Source organism: Arachnia propionica (assembly GCF_003859805.1).
In the GTDB taxonomy this organism is placed as follows: Bacteria; Actinomycetota; Actinomycetes; order Propionibacteriales; family Propionibacteriaceae; genus Arachnia; species Arachnia propionica_C.
This window is the reverse complement of sequence record NZ_RQZG01000008.1, coordinates 75,110-96,322: the sequence shown is the minus strand read 5'-3', so window position 1 is coordinate 96,322 and position 21,213 is coordinate 75,110. Positions and strand designations below refer to the sequence as shown.

Here is a 21,213-nt window from a genome sequence, read left to right as displayed (position 1 = left end):
CCACCACGTGATCGAACGGCACCGGCTCGCAGCCGGCCTCGAACTGACCGTGCTGCCGGACCCCTCCTCCCCGGCCGTCGCGGTCAACCTGACCTTCCAGGTCGGCTCGGTGGACGAGGACCCCCGGGCGACGGGTTTCGCACACCTCTTCGAGCACCTCATGTTCCAGGGCTCGGCCGAGGTGGCTCCGGGGGAGCACATGGCCACCATCGAGGCCCTCGGCGGCAGCGTCAACGCCTACACCTCCTCCGACCGGACCGTCTACCACGAGACCGTGCCCCCCGGGGCGCTGGAACTGGTGCTGTGGCTCGAGGCCGACCGGATGCGCAGCCTGGACATCTCGCAGACCAACCTTGACGCCCAGCGTGACGTGGTGGCGCAGGAGAAGGCGCAACGCTACGACAACCGCCCCTACGGCGACCTCCTGGAGACCCTGGTCACACAGCACTTCCCCGCGGACCATCCCTACGGTCACCTGCCGATCGGGTCGATGGCCCACCTGGCGGAGGCGGACCTCCACGACGTCACCGCCTTCCACCGACGCTGGTACCGGCCCTCGAACGCACGCCTCGTGCTCGCCGGGGCGGTCGACCCGGCCGAGGCCGTCGATCTGGTCGAACGTCACTTCTCAGGAATCACCGACGCCCCGGTCCCCGAGCGCACCACCCCGGGTGACCCCATGACCTCGGCCCAGTCCCTGGTGCATCGAGGACGGGTGCCCCACCCGCTCATCCACCTCTCCTGGCTGGCACCACCTGCCGGACACCGTGACTTCCTGGCGTTGGAGCTGGGGCTCGCAGTGCTGGGCGAGGGACATGCGTCACGTCTGCACCGCCGTCTGGTCAAGGAGAACGCCGTGGCCCAGGAGGTCCACACCTTCCTCATCGGTCACCTGCGGGGCCCCTCACTGGCCGTCGTGCAGGCCCGGCCGACCGAGGGGGTCTCCCCCGAGGAGCTGACCGAGGCCCTCCGGGTTGAACTGTGCGGCTTCACGGGCCCTGACCGACGGGAGCTCGCCCGAGCCCGGGCCAAGGCGGAACGGGACTGGCTCGAGGAACTGGCCTCCGTCGAGGGCAGGGCGGCCGTCGCCGCCGACGCCTGGCTGACGCATGGGGACCCGGAGGACATGAATGCGCACCTGGATCGCCTGGCCGCGATCCACAGCGAGGACATCGCCCGTGCCCTCGCCGGGCGCACCGACGCTGCAGCACTCCACTACCTGCCCGAGGAGAAGCCGTGAGCCGTCCCGTCGTCCGCGACCCAGCGCCCTGGCAGTTCCCCCTCCCGGAGGAGAGGATCCTCGACAACGGCCTCAGACTGTGGCGCACGCACCTGCCGGGACAACGACTGGTCTCCGTCGAGCTGGTGCTTCCCGCCCCGGTCCATCATGAACCGTCTCACGTGGAAGGCGTGGCGAGCGTCGCCCTCCACACCTCTGACGAGGCCACGGTCGACCACCCGGAGATCGTGGAGGAGTTGGAGCTCCAGGGAGCGGCCCTCGGCGGTTCCGTCGCCTGGCACCACAGCAGCCTGACACTCAGTGTCCCGACCTGGCGCCTGGAGGCGGCACTCCCCCTGTTCGCCGATGTGGTCCGGCAGCCCGCTTTCGAGGAGCACAGCGTCGCACATCACGTGGAGGCACTGGACGCGGCGTGGCGACGACGTCAGGCAACTCCTCAGGGACGGGTCTGGCAGCAGCTGCGAGCCATCCTGTTCGGCACGAACACCCGGGAGGGACGTGATCTGACCGGCACCCCCGAGAGCCTGGCCGACATCACCTCAACCGAGGTCCGGGACTGGCACGCCAGGTTCTGGCGGCCCACCGGGGCGACGCTGGTGATCGCGGGGGATCTGGACCGGATCCCCGATGAGGCCCTGGTGGCGAGGTTCACCGACTGGGAGGCGATCCCTCGGCCCGACACACCGACAGCCCCGAGAGCACGTGTCGGCGGATGCGTGGTGGTGGATCACCCGGATGCAGCCCAGAGCGTCATCCGGTGTGCCGTGCTCACCCCGGGACGACGCGACCCGGACTGGGCCGCACTGAAGCTCGGTGGCCACGCGATGGCCGGCGCCTTCTCGTCACGGTTGAACCTGGAGCTCAGGGAACGCCGTGGCTTCACCTACGGGGTCTCGGGTGGGGTCGTCGCCCGGCACCAGGACGGCTGGTTCACCGTCGGGGCCTCCGTGGCCACCGAGGCGACCGCCGAGGCGGTGGCCCACATCCATGACCAGGTGGCCCTGGCCAAGGCATTCACCCCCCAGGAGATCCGGGACTGCGCTCGGTTCCTGGTGCAGGTCTCCCCGCTCAGCAACGAGACCGCGGCCGACATCGCCCACCAGAGCGCATTGCTGGCTGCTGCCGGGGAGCATCCCCGCTTCGTCAACGAGATCAGTGCCTCACTGGAGCGAACCAGCGCCGAGAAGGTCACCGGGGTGTGGCGGCACCGGGTGCGCCCGGCTGACCTCACCACTGTGATCGTCGGGCCGGCTGAGCGGGTCAGTGCGGACCTGACCCGCCACGGCATCACGCACGAGATCCGTCCCGCCAGCGCCTGATCACCCCTCCTCCAGCAGGGCGAGGGCCTCCTCCAGCTTCTGACGTGCCTCGGTGTTGAGTCGCTGGTAGCCCCCCAGGTCACCGGCACGCAGGGCCTCGTCGGCCTCGGCGTGCTTCGTCACGGATTCGGCCACCAGCACCTTCGCCTTCTCGGCCGGGGTCCGGTCATCGGGTGGGGTCGGCTGGTTCGGGGTCGGTTCCTCACCCGTCGGTTCCTCCCCCGTCGCCGCTCCGGCATCCCCCTGGAACACCTGGTCCAGCGCGGCCTGCAGGGTGTCACCGATCCCGACGTGTTCACCGAAACGCACCACGACGAACCGCAGAGCCGGGTACCCGCCACTGGTCTCACTGGTCTGGGTGTAGATCGGTTGCACGTACATCAGACCACCGCCCACGGGCAGCGTCAGCAGGTTGCCGTAGATCGCCCGTGCATTGCCCTGCCGGTTGAACGGCAGCAACCGATCCGCGACCGCCTCATTGGTCGAGATGGCGTTGTAGGTCTGCCCGGGGCCCGGGATCTGCTTGGCATCCGAGAGCTTCAACGCCCTGAGCTTGCCGTAGTTCGGGCTGGTGGCATCGGCGTTGACCGCGAGGTAGACCGAGAGGTTCTCACGTCCCCGTGGCACGAAGACGGTGGTGTTGGAGTAGTGCGCCTGTTCATCACCCGGCCACTTGATGGTCAGGAAGTACGGAGGTTCCTTCGTGCCCTGCTGCCCGCCCTTGACCGGGTCCGCAGGCACCTCCCAGATGTCCGACTGCTGGAAGAAGGTGTAGGCACTGGTGGTGTGGTAGAGCCCCATCACCTGACGCTGCACCTTGAACAGGTCCTGCGGGTAACGCAGGTGCGCCATCAGTTCCGGCGAGATCTCCGACTTCGGGGTGATCAGCCCCGGGTAGACCTTCGACCAGGTGGCGAGGATCGGATCGGTCTCATCCCAGCCGTAGAGGGTGACCGTGCCGTCATAGGCGTCCACCGTCGCCTTGACGGAGTTGCGCACGTAGTTGACCTGCGTGCCACGCAACATCTGGTCCGCCGAGGTCCGGGTGTCCTGGATGACGTTGGTCCAGTCCACCCGGGTGGAGTTCGGGAAGTCGGCCGTCGTGGTGTAGGCGTCGATGATCCACACGATCCGACCATTCACCACGCTCGGGTACGGATCGGAGTCGACGGTGAGGAACGGGGCCATCTGTCGCACCCGCTCCACCGGGACCCGGTCATGGATCAGCCGGGACTCGGCATTGACCCGCTCGGACAGCAGCAGGTTGACGTCCCCGAACCGGATGGCGAAGGCGGCCTTGTTGATGAAGTTCCCGATGGGGACCCCACCGGCACCGGTGTAGGTGAACTTCGTCTCGGTGTGGCCCTCACCACCGCCGGGGGTGTCGAGCTCCACCGGCTCCGCCCCCTCCGGGGCACCGGCGATCACCCAGTGGGTGGACTGTTCCCCGAAGTAGATCCGGGGCTGTTCGATGGCGAGCAGCCCCTCGGTGGGGATGCCGCCCGAGAAGTAGGTGGGCTCCCCGTTCGACTCGCGTCGGTTGCCGTACGCGGCGACCATGCCGTAGCCGTGGGTGTAGACCGTGTGCATGTTGTTCCAGGTGTTCCCGGCCTCAACGGTCTCGAGGTCGAGCTCACGGGCTGCGACGACGGCGTCGGTCTCCCTCCCGTCGATCGCGTAACGATCCACATCGAGGGTGTCCGGGAACCGGTAGTAACCCCGGACCTGCTGGAGCTGCTCGAAGGTCGGGGCGATGACCGCCGGATCCATGAGTCGGATGGCCGGCAGCGACTCGGCATCGGCCCGAAGCTGTCCGGCGCTGACCGTCGTCACCGCCTCGTAGTCGGTGATCTCCACGTCGTCGATGCCGAAGGCACCGCGGGTCGCCTCGATGTTGTGCTCGATCCAGGGACGTTCCAGGTCCGGTTCGTTCGGTCGCACCACGAAGCTGCGGATCGCCCACGGGTAGACCGAGGAGACGATCATCGAGGACACCACCAGCAGACCGACCGCGACCGCCGGGATGCTCCAACGCACCTTGAAGGCGTTGTAGAAGCACAGCAGGGCACAGATCAGCGCGATGCAGGAAACGATCAGGGCGGCGGGGATGCGGGCGGTGGCATCGGTGTAGTTGACGCCCGTGAAGAGGTTGTTCTGGGTGGTGAGGAAGCCGTACCGGTCCAGGAACGCGGAGATGCCGTAGAGCAGGAGGATGATCCCGAGCAGGACCGACAGCTGGCGTTGTGCCGGTTTCCCGGCCCGGGTGTTGCCGCTCCCCCGGAACGCGGCCGCGTTGACCGCACCGGTGAGGAAGTGGATCATGACCGCACCGACGAGGCACAGGATGGCGGTGAAGGTGAGGAAGGACAGCACGAACCGCCACCACGGCAGGTGGAAGACGTAGAAGGACGCGTCCAGCCCGAAGACGGCGTCCCGGGTCCCGAACTCGGTGGCCCGGATCCAGGCCAGGAAGACGTTCTCGTGACCGGCTGCGAAGGCCCCACCGACGACCACGGCCAGCAGCGAGGGGACGAGCAGCATCAGTCGGGACCGTTGATCGAGGTTGTCCCTCAGCTGGATCAGCAGCTCCGAGTCCAGGTTGCTGCGCCTGACCGGTGGCCTGAGGCGGTAGGCCACGGACAACGAGGCGTACAGGGCGGCCCCGAACAGCAGTCCGAACACCACGAACAGGCCGACGCGGGCCGAGAGCTGGGTGAGGAACACGGTCGTGGCCGAGACGCTCCTGAACCACAGGAAGTCGGTCCAGAACCGGGCGAGCAGGGCCAGGAGCGCCGCGGCGGCGAGCAGGATGACTCCCGTGATCAGCAGCGGGCTCCGGCGGGGGGTCTCGAGTTGCTCAGCGGCCATCATGCCTCCTTGGACAAAGTGGCGAGGAGCGCGTCGGCGAGTCCGGGCACCAGGTCCTCGGCACCGAGCAGGTCCTCAGGGTTGGACACGACACGGGCCAGGCCGTGCCTGCTGCCGTCGCGCAACACGCCGACCACGAAACGCACATCGGTGCGCGCGGGGTGCGCGTTGACGAAGGCGACGGCCTCGTCGGGATCCGCGGGGATCTCGTCCTCGTGCTCGGGTGGGAGCAGGGCCCGTTCCATCGCGAGGGCACAGCCGGTCACCGTGTCCGGCCACCCGATGCGCTGCAGCCTCTCGAACAGGTCGTCCCCGACGACGAACTCGTCCTGTTCGACGGCGGTCAGGGAATCGACCGCGGTCTCGGTGACGCGATCACGAAGCTGTGGCTCCAGGTCGAGGAGCGTTCCGGTCGGCACGAGTGCGAACAGCCGGGCCGGCTGGTCCCAGCCGAGCTGGGAGACGTGACGCTCGATCTCGGCGAGAGCAGCGATCAGTCGACTGTTGTCCGGCTCACCCACAGGTGGGCACCTCCTCATCGGTCTTTCCTTCCTCCAGGAGCTGGAGGGCGGCGATGGCATCCTTCAGCGTCGTCACCGGGACGAGGCGGATGGAGGTGTTCAGCACTCCCAGGTCCTGGCAGTTGGCCCGGGGCATGAGGAAGATGGTGGCGCCGGCCTTCTCGGCGCCCTTGATCTTCTCCCTGACACCACCGATGGCCGAGACCTTGCCCGCCGCGTCGATGGCCCCGGTCCCCGCCACCACCGCCCCCTCGGGCAGGACACCGTCGGTGATGCGGTCGTAGACGGCGAGCGCGAAGACCAGGCCGGCGGAGGGCCCGACGATCACCGGGTCGATCCGGTAGGTGACCGTCGGTGCGTAGCGGTACCCCGTGGTGATCCTGATGCCGATGCTGGGATGTCCATCCGTGCCCTGCACCGTGGTGACCGTGAGCGAGAGGATGTCGCCACCCCGGATGACGCGGAACACGACCGGCTCCCCGACGCCTCTCCTGCGGATGGCATCCTGGATGTCCTCACGTCTGCTGACCGGTGTGTCGTCGATGGCCTCGACGAGGTCACCGGGCTGCAGCACCCCGTTCGCCGGACCGGACAGTGTCACCGCAGCGATCATGGGCATCTCGGTCACCGTCTGTCCGGCGGCCCGGAGCGCGGCCACGGTGGCGTTGCCACGCGAGGTGTCCATCAGGGCCACGGCCTCGCTCTGGACCTCCTCGTACGACTTCCCCGCCGGGTAGAGGATCTCCCGGGGCAGGGCGTCCGAGTCCTCGGCGACATGGGCGATGAGGGCCTCGGGGAGACTCACGTTGGAGTCGACGCGGGTGGTCGAGACCGTGGTCATGAGCAGTGTGCCCCCGCTGGAGCTGACCGGCAGTCCGGAGATCTCGATGAGCGGCCCCTCCTCGGTGCCTCCCAGCACGTCGACGGTCTGGCCCGGGCGCCACGTGACGAAGGGGACCGGGATGAGCACGATCGCGACGGCGAACACGACGAACAGCACCGAGGACACCACCGCCACCAGGTTGCGCGACACCCAGGCCCCCTTCGTCAACTCACGATCAGATGCGGGCAAGCGTATCAAGCCCAGCCTCATCGTCGTTCTTGACGCGATGAGGTTCAATGGAGTCCAGCACATCGTGAAAGGGACGTCATGACCACACCCGGAGGCTTCGACTTCGAGCAGCTCCGTCGGCTGCTGGAGCAGTTCGGCCTGTCGGCCGATGACCTCAACCTGTCCGACATGATGCGATCACTGCAGCATCTCCAGGCATCCGGCGGTCTGGGGTTCACTCCTGCCGACCAGGATCCCGACGCGGCATGGCGCACCACCATCACCCGGGCCATGAACACCGCCAAGGAACAGGGGCCGGATCCGGAGCTGACGCCCCAGGAGAAGCTGGCCATCGCGGACGCGGAACGGCTGGCCCAGGCCTGGCTGGATCCGGTGACCTCCTTCCGTGGCGCCGGTCTGCCTCCTGAGGTCCAGCGTCGGGGACAATGGCTGATGGCCACCTCCCAGGGGTGGCGCAAGCTGGTGGAACCGATCATCGACGGTCTGGCCGATGCGCTGCAACGGGGGGCGGGTGACACCGATCCCGAGGACCAGCAGCTGCAGGGACTGTCCCAGATGCTCGCCCCGATGATGCGCACGGCGGCGTCACTGATGTACCGGGAGCGTCTGGCGAAGGTGCTGGCGGCCGTGGCCGGGACCACCCTGACCGGTTCCGAGGTCGGCATCCGGCTGGCTGCGGGGTCCCGGGCGACGGTGCTGCCCGCCAACGTCGCGGAGTTCACCCGGGACCTCGATCTCCCGGAGCGTGACGTGATGATCCATCTGCTGATCCGCGAGTCCGCCAGGCAGCGACTGTTCGACTCGGTGGGGTGGCTCACCCCCCAGCTCGAGGCGTTGCTGGCCCACTTCGCCCGGGAGATCCACATCGACTTCGAGGCGCTCGGTGAACAGATCCAGCCGACGATGGAGGGGATGAACCTCGAGGAGATCGTCGCCGTCAGTGAACAGGTGCAACGTTCCTTCTTCAAACCCGCATCCACCCCCGTCCAGTTGGAGATCCTCGGTCGCCTGGAGGTGCTGCTGGCACTGATCGAGGGGTGGGTCGATCACGTGACCGCAGCCGCCGCCCAGCACATGCCGACGGCACCTCAGCTGGCCGAGGTGGTGCGTCGCCGTCGGGCCTCCGGGGGGCCCACCCGTGACGTGTTCACCGATCTTCTCGGCCTCGAGCTCCGGCCCCGGCTGGTGAGGGACGCGGAGAACCTCTGGGCCTCACAGGAGCACGCCCATGGGGCCGAGGCCAGGGATGCGATCTGGCGTCACCCCGACCTGCTGCCCGGCGCACAGCACCTCGCGGACCCACTGTCGTACGTCCATCCGGACCACCGTTCGGGCGATGAGGGGGATCTGGACGCCGAACTGCGCAAGCTCCTCGGGGAGTGAGTTCCGGCGTCCACTTGACGAACAGCCACCTCAGGGTTCACCATTGATGTGTCCCCGTCCGGGACGGCACGCAGGGGAAGGCGAGCCACCGGTCGGGGACTTTCTCATCTCCTCCCCAGATGGTTCGCGATGACCTCCAGCACGGCCTCACCGTGGCGATCCACCTTCGCCGCACCGATGCCGGGCAGGCGGAGCAGGGAGGCCCGATCCGTCGGCTCGGCCTCGGCGATGGCCTGCAGGGTGGCGTCGGTGAACACCACGAAGGCCGGTTGGGATGCGGCCTTCGCGGTCTCCAACCGCCACTGCTTGAGCACGGCCAGCAGCGCCTCGTCGTAGGGTGCCTCACAGGTGAGGTGCCGCCCCAGCTTGCGCTCGGTCGCGTCGTGGAGCTGGTCCTGACACACCCGGCAGGTCCTCGATCTCAGGCTGCCCTTCCGCCCGGCCGACGCCTGCTCGATCCGGTCAGCCGTCCTCGGCACCAGTCCGGTCAGGAACCGCGAGCGGGTACCGCGTCCTCTCGCCGGATCCGACGGCCATGAGATGCGCAACCGCTGCCTGGCCCGGGTGACGGCCACGTGCAGCAGGCGTCGTTCCTCCGACAGGGCGGGTTCCTCCTGACTGAGCGCGAAGGGGACCATCCCCTCCCGCACCCCGATCACGGCCACCGCATCCCACTCCAGCCCCTTGGCCGCATGCATGGTGGCCAGCGTCACCGCGCTGCTGACAGGTGGGGTCTCCAGCGTGGCGTGGTCGTTCAGCCAGGCCCCGAACTCCGGGATGCTCCACTCCGGGTCCAGCGCGTCCTGATCCCGGATCAGTTGCACCAGCGCCGCGATGGACTCCCACCGCTCCCGCTGCGCCCCCATCCCCGACGGTGCCTGCTCGTTCCAGCGGATGGCTGCCAGTACCAGGTCCAGCAGCTGCCGTGGTGTGGCGGTGGGATGGTCGATGGCCGTTCGCTGCAGCCGGTTCACCACGTCCCTGACCTCGGTCCGCTCCCAGAACCGATCCGTGCCCTTGACCCGGTACGGGATCCGGGCGGCGTCCAGCACCGCCTCCATCACCGGGGACTGGGCGTTGATCCGGTAGAGCACGGCGCACTCACTCCACGGCATCCCCTCCTCGCGCCGCTCCTGCAGCCATGCGACCACGCCCTTGGCCTCGTCCTCCTCGGTACCCGCGGCGACGAACTCGGGAGCCGATCCCTGCTGCCCACTCGCCCGCAGGTCAGCAGCCCCGCGGTGGCGGCGCACCACCCGGTTCGCCAGGTCGACGATGGCCCCGCTGGATCGGTAGTTGCGCACCAGCCGGACGGTCCTGGCCCCGTCGTGCTCCGCCGCGAAGCCCAGCAGGAAGTCGGCACGTGCCCCGGCGAAACCGTGGATGGCCTGCTGGGGGTCACCCACCACACAGATGTCGGGACGGTCATCGGTCCACAGGGAGATCAGCCGGTGCTGGATGGCCGAGACGTCCTGGTACTCGTCCACCACGAAGTGGCGGTAGGTGGCACGGATCTGTTCTGCGACCTCGGGCCGTTCCGCGATCATCGAGGCCGCGCACAGCAGGATGTCGTCGAAGTCCACCACCCCGGCCAGGGACTTGGCCTTCTCGTAGGCGACCATCACCTGGGCCACCTGCTCCGGTTCCACCCCTGCCAGGTCACGGCCCCGGGCGCGATCCACGTAGCGGCTGGGTGGGACGTTGCTGGACTTGGCCCAGCTGAGCTCCGCGGCGAGGTCACGCACCAGGGTGGTCTCGGCGCTGCCCAGGACCTGGTTGGCGGCGCGGGCGACCAGGGAGAAGGCGTTGTCCGCGACGGCCGGGAACTCCGAGCCGTAGGCCCCGGGCCAGAAGTAGCGGCACTGGCTCAATGCCGCGGCGTGGATGGTGCGGGCCGTGACCCGCCGAACCCCGAGCCCGGCCAGACGGGTCTTCAGCTCTCCTGCGGCACGTGTGGTGAAGGTCACGGCGAGGGTGGCGTTCGGCGCGTAGCGACCCTCGCGCACCGCGTGGGCGACGCGGTGCGTGATGGCCCGGGTCTTGCCCGTCCCGGCCCCGGCCAGGACCACCAAGGGCGCATCGAGCAGGAGGGCCACCTGACGCTGTTCAGGGTCCAGGGCATCGAGGATGGGGTCAGTCACGAGGACCATTCAAACAGGGGTCACCAACAGGTTCTGCTCCCTCGAGCAGCCGGGAGCGCAGCCGCGCCACCTCGGGCGGGGTCACCCGGAACGCCCAGAAACGTTCCGGACTTCCCGCGTACGTGGAGAACCAGGCCCCGAACAGGCGCCCTGCCACCATGGTCGTCCCGACGGCGTGGACGCAACGGGTACGGATCGTGGTGACCTTCTCCCCCACCACCGAACGCCGGACCACCACGACCCGAGCGCTCGCATCGAGCCGGAACCCGGTGAAGGCACGGGTGAACAGCCACAGCGGGCCCAGCCAGGCGACGAGGATCACCGCGCCCACCGTCCAGGGCCCGGGTCGGGTGAGCCAGAGCAGCCACCCGGCGCTCGCGAGGACAGCGATGAGCACCAGGAGTCTGACGACGGCAGCCCCGATCTGCGCGGGGGATGCGGCCAGTGGGCTCGATGGCACCACGTCCGGGAAGTGTTCCCGGGCCACCGCCTCGACGGTGTGCAGCGGCAGTGTCGGCAACACGGTGTTGGTCTCCAGGTCCACCGCCCGGTCACGGGTGAGCACCCCCAACCTGGCCCGGCCGAGGAGCCGCTCCAGGAGGTTGCGCTGCACGACGAGACCCATGACGGACCCGGGGTCGAACCGTCGGTCCCGGCGCCCGATGAGCCCGTAGGTGGTGACCAGTTGGCCGTCCTCGATCCGCACGTGGAAGTCGTTGTACTTCACGATGGTGGACAACACACCGAAGGTCACGGCCAGCACCGTGACGAGCAGCAGCTTCCCCCAGGTCGGAACCCCACTGATGTCGTCGAGATGTTCCGTGACGGCGGGAAGGTTGTCGAGGAACTCCCACAGGGAGTACACCGCGCCGGCACCGAGCAGGAAGGCCTGACCCCGGACCGACGCGATGAGCAGCAGCTCCTTCCAGGTGGCACGGTGGATGGTGACCGTCTCCCGCCCCGGTTCCGATGCCTCGACGACTCCGGGTCCCTCGGTCAGCACGGGGTCCTGGGCGGTGTCCTGACCGGCCTCACGGACCAGGGCCCGGATCTCGGCGACCAGGTCGGCCCCGATCCCACGAAGGGTGATGCCGCTCAAGGGGCTGGCCTCCTGGGTCAGGTGGACCTGGTGGACCCCGAGCATCCGTTGTGCCCAGTTCTGGCTGACGTCCACCGCCGTCACGGCATCCCACGGCAGGGACCTCACCGAGCGTCTCAGGATGCCTGACCGGTGCTCGATCCCGGCGTCGATGAACCGGTAACGGTTGTCGAACCACTCGACGGGACGGGCCAGCACCTGCAGCACCAGTGCCACCTGGGCCACCCAGAACATCACACCGGTCAGACCTCCGGAGTCCGTGGACCCGAGGAACAGGATCACCACGAGCCCGAGGACCTTGGGCAGGTCACCCAGCAGACCCGCGAGGATGCTGCGTGGCGCACAGCGAAAGGGCGTCACGGCTCCTCCCGCTCCGCGGCGGCCAAGATCTCCAACCGCAGGTGCTCGGCCTCCTCTGGCCGGATCGGTCCGATCCCGTGGTCCCCCACGACCTGGTTGACCGTCACCGTGGCCAGGCCGAACCGCCGTTGGATCGGGCCCTCGGAGACCTCCGCGTTCAGGATCTTGGGCGTGGCGACGGTGACGCTGTGCCGAATGAGTCGTCCCCTGGTGATGAACACCTCACGAGCGTTGACCCGATACCCGTGGTGGGCGTGTCGCAGCGGGATCAGCAGCAGGTCGAGACACAGCACCACGACGATCCCGGCGGGAACCAGCAACCACCACCGGGACCAGTCCAGGCCCAGCACCACCCCGAGTCCCACGACGGCCACGACGGCGATCCACACCAGATGGGTCACCACCCAGTAGCCCCGAACCGCTGCGGGCAGCCTGCGCAGCCCTGCCCCGTCGACCGCCTCCATTGCTGCTCCTCCCGTCCGTTGGGTCCCCACCATACGGCCTCCTCACGGTGAGGTAGGTTGTGACCAGCCGAGCGCGAGGAACATGAGGACCACCGATGGATGACCGGATCACGCAGCTGACCACAGCACACAATCACTGGTTGGCCGAACTCGACCCACTGCTCGGCGCAGCGGAGGTCCCGACCGGGGAGAACTGGGTCAGGGTCGGCGACGACCTGGCCGCCACCTGGCAGGTGACCCACACCGATCCGGACATGGCCTACGCCCTGTGGTCGGCCGATGTCACGGAGAACTTCTTCTTCCGAGCCGCGTCCTCCCCCTCCGCCACGGCCTTCGAGGAGTTGCTGGGGATCTGGTTGGATTCCCGCGAGGCCGTCCCGGCCAGGCTCACGGTCACGGTTCCGGCACTGGCCACGCAGCTGATCCCCGGCCTGTTGACCCACGGTTTCCACCCCGCGACCAGTGCAGCGGTGCGGCTGGTGGGTGACGAGCCAGCCCCGAGACACCGGGCCACGACGACGGTCCGCCCCCCGGTGTCCTCGGAACGTGAGGAGCTGTTGGAACTGCTGCTGGAGCTGCACGTCGGGGAGCTCCCCTATGGTGCGACGATGGATCGCCCCCACGCGAGGGAACTGCTGGCGGTCTATCTCGACGAGGCGTTGCACCGCCCGGAGTGGACCTTCGTCGCGCTCCAGCAGGACCGACCCGTCGGTCTGCTCACCCTCAACCCCTCTCGGGACTCACAGTGGGCCGCCCCCCTGGTCGGTGTGTCCCCGATCTGCTACCTGGGGTTCGCCGCCGTGCGCAGCACGGCTCGCACCTCAGGGGTCGGTGGTCTGCTGGTGGAGCACGCCATGCACCGGGCCCACCGCGCCGATGCCCGGGCCGTGCTCCTCGACCACGCCGCGCTGTCACCACTGTCGTCGACGTTCTGGCACCGCAGGGGGTTCCGTCCCCTGTGGAACCGGTGGGTCCGTACGGTCTGAGGGAGGGGACGACCATCACGCTGCAGCGACGCACCGCAGCCCGCTGGGAGAACCTCCTGGACGACCTGGCGGACTGGCTGCGCTCCCTGGGCCTCGGGGTGTTCGACCGGGCGCGGGTCATCGTTCCCACCCCCGCAGTCGGCAGGCTGGCCGGCCAGGCCCTGGCCGAACGACTCGGTGTCCTCTCCGGGGTGGACTTCGTCACCCCGGAGGAGTGGCTGGACGAGATCCAGTTGCGTCTCGGCGAGGGGGAACGTTCTCCTTGGCGAGGACGCAGGTTGCAGCTCGCGGTGTGGGAGGTGTTGGGCGACGCGGAGTTCGTGGCAGGGCACCGTGCCCTGCGGGCGCACCTGTCCGAGGGCAGGCTGCGGGTGACCTCACGCCGTCTCGCTCACCTCATGGGCCTCCACCTCGCGCACCGACTGGATCTCGTCGCCGGCTGGCTGGCCGACCCCGACCCCGTGGGTCTGCCCGAGCACCTGACCTGGCTGCCCGAACTCTTCGTCCGGGTCGCGGAGATCCTGGAGTGGGATCCGGTGGAGGAGTTCGAGCGGCTCCGCAGCGAGCTGGGACAGCACCGTGACCTCCCGACGGCGCTGCTGCTGGTGACCGACCTGTCCCCCACCACGGAACTGCTGCTGACCAGCGCCGCGCAGGAGATCATCGCCCTCGACCTGGACGACACCGCTGTCCCCGCGGAGGTCACCTGGCTGGCGTCCCACGGTCCCGCCCGCCAGGCGGAGGTGCTGCGTGACGAGCTGTGTCACCTCCTGTCCGCCGACGACCGGTTGGAGCCCCGGGACATCCTCGTGGTCGTGCCGGATGCACCGTCGTGGTGGCCTGCCCTGGCTGCGGCCCTCTCGCCGCTGGGTTCGACCTCGAGCGAGCACCCCGGACATCCGGGGCGCACCCTCCGGCTGCAACGTCCAGCGGCTGCCCGCGACCCCAACCCGGTCCTGCTGGTCGTGGCCGGGGCCACCCGGCTGCTCTCCTCGAGGGCCGAGGCCTCCGCTCTGCTCGACCTGTTCACCCTGCCCCCGCTCAGCCACCGCTGGGACCTGCCGGAGCGAGCCGAACTGGCCGAGCTGTTCGCCACCGCAGGTGTCCGATGGGGCCTCGATGCCCAGCACCGTGCCGCCCAGGGCCTGCCCGGGATGACCCGCAACACCATGGCCCGTGGTCTGGATCGGCTCCTGGCGGGGCTGGCGCTGCCACCTGACAGCCTCGCCCTGCCCATCTCGGGCGCCGAGGCCATCGCGTCACCGCAGCTGGACCTGATCGGGAATCTCACCGAGCTCTACTCGCGACTGCGTCGTCACTGTCAGGACACCACGCCCGCCACCATGGCCCAGTGGGTGGGGCGGGCACTCCGGCTGATCACCGATGTCACGGCCCTGCCCCGGGACGAGGAGTGGATGATCGAGGAGGCCGTCTCCCGGCTCTCGCGGCTGGGAGGTGAGACCGCCCCCAGCCCGGTCCGCCTCACGGCCGCGGAGTTCGCCCACGTCGTCGACGAACTCGCGGTGCAGCCGCCGAGCAGACCACTGGTCGGGAGCGGAAACCTCACCGTCGCCGAACCCGCGGACCTGGCGGGGGTCGGGTTCAAGGTGGTGGCCCTGCTCGGGCTCGACGACCCGGCACCGGCCACACCGGCCGATGCACCCGAGCCCGACGAGCTGCCCGATGAACGTGTCGTCCGGCTGCAGCACCTGGAGCGCCTGGCCCGCGCCGCGGACCAGCTCGTGGTGGTCCACCAGGGGCACCATCCGATCACCGGGGACCGGGTCGAGGAACCGACGGTGCTGCACTGGCTGGGCCAGCGACTCGGTGTCGCGGTCGAACCGGTACCCTGTCGCGTCACCGCTCACGCCGAGGAGAACTTCACCGGGTCACGGCCGAGCTTCGACACGGCCGCTCTGGCAGCGGCGCAGGCCCTGCGGGCGCGGGGTGACAGGCCCGGGAGCAGTTGCACCACTCGTCGCCGCGCAGCCCTGCGGCTGCCCGAGCTGCCCACCTCGCCCGAGATCACCATCGACGAGGTCGCCCGGTTCCTGAAGGACCCGGCAGCAGCCTTCCTGCGGGAGCGGGCCGCCATCCGTCCCCCCAGTGGCGATGTGCCGAAGGATGAGCTGTCACTGCGCACCGACGGCCTCGAGTCGTGGGGGATCCGTTCCCGGCTGCTGACCGCCGCACGCAGTGGGGTCCCGCCCTGGGATGCCGCGCTGGCCGAACAGCGCCGGGAGCTGCTTCCCGGCGGTGCCCTGGGCAGGCGTGCCCTGGAGGCCGAGCTCGACCTGATCGGGAAGCTGTGGGTCCAGGCGCGCAGCGACTGGGAATCCCCGGATCTCGACCGCGGTGTGGACGTGCAGGTCGGGCCCGTCCGCCTGGTCGGTCAGGTACGACTGCGCGGTGACCGGATCGTCCACCTCACTCCCAGCCGCACTCCTGGACCGCTGTTCGAGCCATGGGTCCAGCTGCTGGCCCTGGCCTGCTCGGGGACCACGACCACCGCCCGCGTGCACCACCTGCACCAGGAGTTCGGACGTCATCGGCCGGCCTCACTCACCCTGACCCCTCCCGAGGATCCGCTCGGTGTGCTGGAGTGGCTGGTCCGCGGTGCCGTGCTCGCCCGCTCCCGCCTGGTCCCGGTCCCGGCGGCCCCCGCCCGCGAACTGGTGCTGACGATCCGGCAGGGACGGTTCGCCCCCGAGGCCTGGGCCCGCCCCGTGGATCACTGGGACTCCCCCTGGGCGTGGCGCGCCGCGCACTGGGAGCACTTCTACGACGGTCCGGCGAACCAACTCTTCAAGGACCACCCCCAACCCGAGGACCCCCCGGGGGATGACCGGTACGGTGCCTTCGGTCGCTGGGCCCTCGCCCTTCATGCTCCCTTGCTGGAGGCCACCCGATGATCTTCGACATCACCGCCGATCTGCCCGACGGCCCACTGCTGCTGGAGGCCAGCGCGGGTACCGGCAAGACCTGGACCCTGGTCGGCCTCGCAGCCAGGCTGGTCGCTGAGTTCGACGTACCACTTCGACACCTGCTGGTCCTCACGTTCAGCAGGGCGGCCACCACCGAGTTGCGTGGCCGCCTGCGTCGGCGCCTCGTCTCGGTGGCCGACGACATCGAGCTCGTGCTCGCCGGGCGCGACGTGACTGATCCCGTCGCCCGGCACCTGGCCTCGCAGCCCGACCCTCAGGTGGCCGTGAGCAGGTTGCGCCACGCGGTTGCGGACTTCGGTTCGGCCACCGTCGCGACGATCCACTCCTTCTGCCAGGACCAGCTCCGCTCCCTCGGTGTGCTCGGTGACTGGGCTGACGACGAGGTGAGGGCGGAGTTGCGCCCCCTGATCCGGCAGTGCGCCACCGATGAGTACCTGAGGCGCTACCTGGAGGAACCCGAGCCCCCGTTCGATCCCCGCCGTGCCCTCGGCATCGCCGAGGTGGCTGCGGGATCCCACCTGGAGCTGGTCTCGGACGACCGTGAGGCGCTGTCGTACCACCGGGCCGTGCGTGAGGCCTTCACCCGGCGGCGCCGTGAACTGGGCCTGGTCTCCTTCGACGACCTGCCCGGACGGCTGCGGCACCTGGTCACCGACTCCGAGGTCGCCGATCTGGTGTGTGCTGAGCTGGCCCGGCGGTTCCCGTTCGTGCTGGTGGACGAGTTCCAGGACACCGACCCGGACCAGTGGGCGATCCTCCGGAGATGCTTCGTGGAACGCGATGACACCTCGATCATCCTCATCGGGGACCCGAAGCAGTCGATCTACGGTTTCCGCAGCGCGGATCTGGGGTGCTACCTGGAGGCCGCACGGATCATGCCGAAACAGACCCTGGCGGTCAATCACCGCAGTGAGGCAGGGGTCGTCGACGGGGTGCGGGAACTGTTCGGCGATCTCGAGCTGGGGGCCGGCATCCGGGTGGAGCCGGTGAGAGTGATGCGACGCGACGACCAGGGCACCCTGGTGCTGCCCGACGCCCCCTCGGCCCGGGTGTGGATCCGGGGTGGGGCCCACTCCGAGCAGCAGATCACCGAGGACCTGGTGGCCCACACCACCGCGTTGCTGACCCATGGCAGCATCCGGGTCGGGGCCGAGCAGCGTCGCCTCGCCCCCACCGACATCGCCGTGCTGACCAGGACCCGGGGTCGCGCCCTGGCCCTGGTCGGAGCGCTGCAGGAAGGGGGAGTCCCGGCGACCTTCACCGGTGGTGACTCGGTGCTGCACTCCCCCGCCGCCCGGGACTGGCTGGCCCTGCTCGCCGCGGTGGCCCAACCGACCCGGGGCAAGGTCATGACGGCCGCCCTCGGTGATCTGTTGGGGGTCTCCTTCGGGGATCTCCTCAGCGAGCAGGACGAGACGCCTGCCTCGAGGAGGATCCACGAGTTCGGGGCCTGCTTCGCGGCCTCCGGGGTGAGCGGTCTCGTGGGTGCGGTGCTCGACGACCTGGCTGCCTCCCTGGTGGTCCACGGCGACGGGGAACGCCGTCTCGGTGACCTGCAGCAGGTGGGGCAGCTGCTGCTGTCGCGACCGGCGCGCACCGTCGCCGAGCTCCACTCCCACCTGGAACGCCTGATCCAGCACGAGGAACTGCCCGAACAGCTGGCCAGCGACGTGCCCGCGGTGCGGGTCGGCACCATGCACGGTGCGAAGGGTCTGGAGTACCCGGTCGTGCTGCTGCCCCAGGTCAGTGTCACGGAGGTCAACCTGCGGGGAGCCATCCCCCATGTCGACGCCTCCGGGAGCCGTGTGCTGCACGTCGGCACCCGACCCTCCCACCGGGATCCGCTCGCGGCTCTGGTGAAGTCCCAGTGCCGGGAGGAGGAGCTGAGGCTGCTCTATGTCGCCCTGACCCGGGCCGGGCACCTGGCGATCGCCTGGCACCTGCAGGATCGACGCTCCGCCTCAGGGCCCCTGACCGCGCTGCTCAGTCGGGATCGTGGGCGGGACGACCTGGCCCGGGAGTACCCCCGGTTGCCGCAGCGGTTCCCCTTCGATCCCCGCCTGGTCGACACCTCGTCGGTCAGGTCGTCCCCGTGGCGGGAGGGAACCCCCCCGCCTGCCTCGGCGTCACGTCCCACCCTGCGGGTCTCCCGAATGGGGCGTCGCGTCGATCCCGACTGGCGACGCACCTCGTACTCGGGGCTGACGGCGGACCTCCACGAGCACGCCCCGGATGAGCCGGATCTCGACCTGCTGCCCACCGAGCTCTCGGGTCCCCTGGCCGAGCCCTCCCCCATGAACGGGTTGCCCGCCGGGGCCCGGTTCGGCACGCTGGTCCACGAGGTGCTGGAGCAGGTGGACTGGTCCCGGCACGAGACCCGACTGCCCTCACTGGTCACGGAGCGGGCCCCACGGCTGGGCCTGGATCCGGCCCAGTGCGCCCAGTTGGCCTCGGCCCTGTCCCGGATGGTCACCACCCCGCTCGGGGGGTTGTTCGACGGTTGTCTGGCAGACCTCCCGGTCTCCTCCCGCCTGCCGGAGCTGGACTTCGACCTCCCTCTCGGGACCGGGGGCGCCACCGGCACCGTCGCGGACCTGGCCCGGGCGATGGCGGAGCTGCTCCCGGCCGATGACCCGTTGGCCGCCTACCCCGGGCGCCTGCTCGCCACCGAGCAGGCCAGCGCGCGGTTGAGTGGCCTGTTGACCGGCTCCATCGACGCGGTGCTCCAGCTGCCCTCCGGTGGCTTCCTCGTGGTGGACTACAAGACCAACCGGGTCCCCACCCTGCCCGATCAGGAGCTCGCGGTGGGTCACTACACCCCGGACGCGATGGCGGAGGCGATGATGCAGGCCCACTACCCCCTCCAGGCGGTGCTGTACTGCGCGGCGCTGCACCGTCACCTGGCCTGGCGGCTTCCCGGGTACTCACCGCAGCGGCATCTCGCGGGGGTCGGTTACCTGTTCGTGCGTGGCATGGCGGGCCCCGCGACCCCCGTCGTCGAGGGGCGACGGTGTGGGGTCTTCGAGTGGCGTCCTCCTGCGGAGCTGACCGTCGCGGTCTCGGAGGTGCTGGGAGGCGACCGTGGCTGAGTTCGAGATCCCCGTCGCCGCCACCGGGATCCTGCGGGACTTCGCGGCCGCGGGCATGATCGGCCTGGCCGACTTCCACCTGGCCCGCCGGATGGCCGCCCACTGCGGTGAGGACGACGAGGTCGTGCTGTTGGCACTGGCCCTGACGGTGCGTGAACTGCGCCTCGGCTCGGTGTGCCTGGAGCTGGCCCGGGCAGCCTCGCTGGTGGTTCCCGGTGCCGTTGACGACGGGTCGGTGGCCGAGGCCGCCGAGCTGCCCTGGCCTGAGCCGCAGGCCTGGCTCGACGCGGTGGCGGCATCCCCGGCCGTGGCGACCACCGAGGACCAGGACCGGCCGTTCAGGCTGCAGCACGGCCTGGTCTACCTGGCCCGGTTCCACCGCGAGGAGCAGCAGCTGGTGGAGACGTTGCGGCAGCGCAGCGCCCTACCCCCGCCCCCTGCCCCCGCTGCACTGTCCACACCCGAGGGGATGGCACCGGACCCCTCCCAGGACGAGGCGGTGCGTGCGGCGACGACGTCGTGGACCAGCGTCATCACGGGTGGTCCGGGATCGGGCAAGACGACGGTGGTCGCCCGGATTCTCGACACCCTGGCCGCACAGGCCCCGGTCACGGTGGCCCTGGCCGCGCCCACGGGGAAGGCCGCCTCACGTCTGGAGACCTCGGTGGCGGCCAAGCTGCAACACCCGGATCGGGTGCGGCTTCACGCAGGTACCCTGCACGGGCTGCTCGGTGTGGTTCCCGGTCGACAGGCCCGCACCCACGGGTCCCACAATCGGTTGCCCTTCGAGGTGGTGGTGGTCGACGAGTCGTCGATGATCTCCTCGACGATGATGGCCTGGCTGGTGGAGGCCGTGGCGGGGAGCACCCGACTGGTGCTGATCGGTGATCCCGATCAGTTGGCCTCCGTCGAGGCCGGTTCCGTGCTGGCCGACATCTCACGATCCCCGGAGCTGGTCCAGGGTCCTGGTGTCCCGTCGGTGGTGCGGCTGACCGGGTCGCACCGCAACGTCGGCGACGTGGCGCGGCTGGCCGAGGCGATCCGAGGTGGTGATCCGCGGGTCGCCCTCGAGCTCCTCACCGATTCCACGGACTGCACGCTGGAGCCCTACTCCGGGCGCGAGGGTCTGGACGCGATGCCCGGTCTCGAGCAGCAGGTGACCGCCACCGCAGAGGCGATCCTGACCGCGGCTCGGGCCGGGCAGGCCGAGGCCGCCGTCGCCGCCCTGGAGCGCCACCGGTTGTTGTGCGCACACCGGGCGGGCCCCTTCGGGACCGGCCACTGGCAGCAGCTGGTGCGACGTCACCTGGCCGCCCAGCTCCCCGGGTACGCCCCAGAGGGCGGAATCCACGTCGGGCAGCCCCTCATCGTGACCCGGAACTCGGATGTGGTGAGCAACGGCGAGGTGGCGGTGATCGTCGCTCGTGAGGGGCGGCTCATGGCGGCCCTGGACCGGGGGGATCGGGTCGACCTCGTCAACCCGCTGCAGCTGGATGCCGCCCAGGAGCTCCACGCCATGACCATCCACAAGTCGCAGGGCAGCGAGTTCGACGTGGTGAGTGTCATCCTGCCGCCGGTGGGCTCCCCGTTGTTGACCCGGGAGCTGCTCTACACCGCGGTCACCCGGGCCCGGCGAGAGGTCCGGTTGTTCGGCTCACCAGAAGCCCTGGCCTCGGCCGTGACGACCCCGACCCGGCGCGCCAGCGGCCTCGGGAAACGGTAGGGC

General features: G+C 69.8%; 13 protein-coding genes. 7 read left to right on the top strand and 6 right to left on the bottom strand.

Annotation, left to right across the window (positions count from 1 at the left end):
* The first annotated feature begins 7 nt into the window (after positions 1 to 7).
* Both EII34_RS08360 and EII34_RS08355 read left to right on the top strand, forming a co-directional pair.
* On the top strand, positions 8 to 1,240 hold the full coding sequence (locus EII34_RS08360; RefSeq protein WP_185711243.1) for a M16 family metallopeptidase: 1,233 nt from the start codon (positions 8 to 10) through the stop codon (positions 1,238 to 1,240).
* The gene (locus EII34_RS08355) at positions 1,237 to 2,559 is read left to right on the top strand and encodes a M16 family metallopeptidase (RefSeq protein ID WP_124844706.1); all 1,323 of its coding nucleotides are present in this window, start codon (positions 1,237 to 1,239) and stop codon (positions 2,557 to 2,559) included. The genes EII34_RS08360 and EII34_RS08355 overlap by 4 nt, the downstream gene beginning before the upstream one ends.
* Here the strand turns inward: EII34_RS08355 and EII34_RS08350 are convergent, their stop codons facing one another.
* Genes EII34_RS08350 through EII34_RS08340 form a run of 3 tightly spaced genes read right to left on the bottom strand, consistent with a single transcriptional unit; the run spans position 2,560 to position 6,981 of the window.
* A complete protein-coding gene (locus EII34_RS08350) occupies positions 2,560 to 5,427 on the bottom strand; it encodes a UPF0182 family membrane protein (protein WP_260425096.1) in 2,868 nt (955 codons plus the stop codon). It abuts the gene before it with no gap.
* A complete protein-coding gene (locus EII34_RS08345) occupies positions 5,427 to 5,948 on the bottom strand; it encodes a PPA1309 family protein (protein WP_260425095.1) in 522 nt (173 codons plus the stop codon). The genes EII34_RS08350 and EII34_RS08345 overlap by 1 nt, the downstream gene beginning before the upstream one ends.
* Positions 5,941 to 6,981, bottom strand: coding sequence for a YlbL family protein (locus tag EII34_RS08340; protein ID WP_260425094.1), 1,041 nt, complete (start codon positions 6,979 to 6,981; stop codon positions 5,941 to 5,943). The genes EII34_RS08345 and EII34_RS08340 overlap by 8 nt, the downstream gene beginning before the upstream one ends.
* A 117-nt stretch (positions 6,982 to 7,098) precedes the next feature.
* Here EII34_RS08340 and EII34_RS08335 point away from each other — a divergent pair, with 117 nt between their 5' ends.
* Positions 7,099 to 8,403, top strand: a complete 1,305-nt coding sequence (locus tag EII34_RS08335) for a zinc-dependent metalloprotease (protein WP_124844702.1) — start codon at positions 7,099 to 7,101, stop codon at positions 8,401 to 8,403.
* 104 nt (positions 8,404 to 8,507) lie between these two features.
* On the opposite strand, the gene EII34_RS08330 is transcribed toward EII34_RS08335, so the two are convergent.
* Genes EII34_RS08330 through EII34_RS08320 form a run of 3 tightly spaced genes read right to left on the bottom strand, consistent with a single transcriptional unit; the run spans position 8,508 to position 12,467 of the window.
* Positions 8,508 to 10,544, bottom strand: coding sequence for an ATP-dependent DNA helicase UvrD2 (locus tag EII34_RS08330; protein ID WP_260425093.1), 2,037 nt, complete (start codon positions 10,542 to 10,544; stop codon positions 8,508 to 8,510).
* Positions 10,537 to 12,003 carry a PH domain-containing protein gene (locus EII34_RS08325; RefSeq protein ID WP_124844700.1) on the bottom strand — a complete coding sequence of 489 codons (1,467 nt, stop codon included), beginning with the start codon at positions 12,001 to 12,003 and terminating at the stop codon, positions 10,537 to 10,539. The genes EII34_RS08330 and EII34_RS08325 overlap by 8 nt, the downstream gene beginning before the upstream one ends.
* Positions 12,000 to 12,467: a PH domain-containing protein gene (locus EII34_RS08320; RefSeq protein WP_185711242.1), complete on the bottom strand. Its 468-nt coding sequence runs from the start codon at positions 12,465 to 12,467 to the stop codon at positions 12,000 to 12,002. The genes EII34_RS08325 and EII34_RS08320 overlap by 4 nt, the downstream gene beginning before the upstream one ends.
* A gap of 95 nt (positions 12,468 to 12,562) precedes the next feature.
* Between EII34_RS08320 and EII34_RS08315 the strand changes: the two genes are divergently transcribed.
* The 4 genes from EII34_RS08315 to recD are packed head-to-tail and all read left to right on the top strand — an operon-like array spanning position 12,563 to position 21,210.
* Positions 12,563 to 13,453: a GNAT family N-acetyltransferase gene (locus EII34_RS08315; RefSeq protein WP_124844698.1), complete on the top strand. Its 891-nt coding sequence runs from the start codon at positions 12,563 to 12,565 to the stop codon at positions 13,451 to 13,453.
* Positions 13,435 to 16,365: an exodeoxyribonuclease V subunit gamma gene (locus EII34_RS08310; RefSeq protein WP_185711241.1), complete on the top strand. Its 2,931-nt coding sequence runs from the start codon at positions 13,435 to 13,437 to the stop codon at positions 16,363 to 16,365. Before EII34_RS08315 ends, EII34_RS08310 begins: the two co-directional genes overlap by 19 nt.
* Positions 16,362 to 19,487: a UvrD-helicase domain-containing protein gene (locus EII34_RS08305; protein WP_124844696.1), complete on the top strand. Its 3,126-nt coding sequence runs from the start codon at positions 16,362 to 16,364 to the stop codon at positions 19,485 to 19,487. The genes EII34_RS08310 and EII34_RS08305 overlap by 4 nt, the downstream gene beginning before the upstream one ends.
* Positions 19,480 to 21,210 carry an exodeoxyribonuclease V subunit alpha gene (recD, locus tag EII34_RS08300; protein WP_124844695.1) on the top strand — a complete coding sequence of 577 codons (1,731 nt, stop codon included), beginning with the start codon at positions 19,480 to 19,482 and terminating at the stop codon, positions 21,208 to 21,210. Before EII34_RS08305 ends, recD begins: the two co-directional genes overlap by 8 nt.
* Positions 21,211 to 21,213 lie beyond the last annotated feature (3 nt).